Source organism: Nocardia sp. NPDC006982, assembly GCF_042869435.1.
In the GTDB taxonomy this organism is placed as follows: Bacteria; Actinomycetota; Actinomycetes; order Mycobacteriales; family Mycobacteriaceae; genus Nocardia.
Map to the genome: position 1 here is coordinate 1 of NZ_JBIAFV010000087.1, position 1492 is coordinate 1492.

Below are 1492 nucleotides of genomic sequence, written 5' to 3' on the forward strand. Positions count from 1 at the left end.
CGCGCAACCAACACCTTCGGCAGAACCCACCCCATCACACCCGAACCAACAAGTCAGACAACAAAATACATGATCTTTGAGGAACGCAGCACTAGTCGCGGTTCCCGCGATCGACACCGATGTCGAGCATCGAAACCTGTCTGACTATGACTGCATGTTCGACCTCGACGAGGCGAGCAGCAGCGAGGAAATCGCCTGATGGCCACCAAGACCGCCAATGGTTCACGCAACGTAACCTCCGAAATCGCCTATCTCGCAAGAGCACTCAAGGCACCGACACTCGGCAGCGCGGTTGAGCGACTGGCCGAACGCGCCCGCTCGGAGAACTGGAGCCACGAAGAGTTATTGGCCGCCTGCCTGCAACGAGAAGTTTCCGCCCGCGAATCCCGCGGCGGTGAAGGACGCATCCGCAGTGCTCGATTTCCGTCGCGAAAATCGTTGGAGGAGTTCGATTTCGACCATCAGCGCTCACTCAAACGCGACACCATCATCCACCTCGGAACCCTGGACTTCATCACCGCCAAGGAAAACGTCGTATTCCTGGGCCCGACTGTTATCCGCAGGATTTGCCAAGGCCGCTGCTATTTGACCAGGTGACAGCGTTGATGAGATCTCATCAACGCTGTCGGTGTGGCTAATCCCTTGAAGCGCGCATTAGCGCTCTGGCTCCAGCGACTCGACGTCGAGCGCCGCGACGGCGCATCCGTGACGCAGTGACGGAACGTTGTCATATGCGGCTTGGAGTGGAAGTGGTTCGCCGAGAGCGAGTGCGGTTCGCGGCCGGGTCTGTCCGCCAGCGACGGTGTAGTGGTAGCCGGCCGCACTGTATGCGCCTCGCAGTCGCCAAGCCGCAGTGGGCTTATTGAAGTAGACAGCAACGACCCTGTCGCAGGTTGCGGCCTTCGCTGCCGAGATTGCCCAAGCCTTGAAGACCCAGCGCTCGAGATCTGCGAGGGAGAACGTCGGCTTGAATGACTGGTTCACCGACACGAATAAGACATTCTGAGACATAGATGTCCCCTTTCCGGGCCTGCGCCCTGGTGCTGACCGCCCGCTGCAGTCCGCAGCGATAAGACTACCAGAGGATCTGGTACTTCTGTCCGTAATACCAATGGGCGCAACCAGTTTCGAGACGACTGCCGACCTCGGCAAGATCAGTGCGGACCGGAAGCTGCACTCGCTCCGCGCCGTGCGAGTTCCCGGCGGAGTTCGAGGTTTTCGCCGTGGGCCTGTTCGAGTGCGTCGCGTAGGGCTTGGACCTCGGTGCGGTGCCGCTTCTTCAGCTCGGTGATCTGCAGGCCGAGTGTCTGGACGAGAGTGTTCTCCGAATCCGTTGGGGGCGTGTGGGTGTCGGCAGCTTTGCTTTGGCCCGCAGGCGTTCGATGCGGGACCGCAGGTTGGGGTTCCCCTGAAGTAATGGACATCTGAGATAGCGGGACCAATGGTCCCTGGAAGGATGTTCACCATGGGTCGTCCGCGTCGATCGTATTCG

The 1492-nt window shown here is 60.0% G+C and carries 2 protein-coding genes and 1 pseudogene; 1 reads left to right on the forward strand and 2 read right to left on the reverse strand.

The features are described 5' to 3' along the window. Positions 1 to 198: 198 nt before the first annotated feature. Positions 199 to 549 (forward strand): annotated as a pseudogene (locus tag ACFYOW_RS49605) (ATP-binding protein); the annotation flags it as partial. Positions 550 to 654: 105 nt separating this feature from the next. On the opposite strand, the gene ACFYOW_RS49610 reads toward ACFYOW_RS49605, so the two are convergent. Both ACFYOW_RS49610 and ACFYOW_RS49615 read right to left on the reverse strand, forming a co-directional pair. Further along, positions 655 to 1011: a hypothetical protein gene (locus ACFYOW_RS49610; RefSeq protein ID WP_387299177.1), complete on the reverse strand. Its 357-nt coding sequence runs from the start codon at positions 1009 to 1011 to the stop codon at positions 655 to 657. 143 nt (positions 1012 to 1154) lie between these two features. Next, the gene (locus ACFYOW_RS49615) at positions 1155 to 1424 is read right to left on the reverse strand and encodes a hypothetical protein (RefSeq protein WP_387299179.1); all 270 of its coding nucleotides are present in this window, start codon (positions 1422 to 1424) and stop codon (positions 1155 to 1157) included. Positions 1425 to 1492 lie beyond the last annotated feature (68 nt).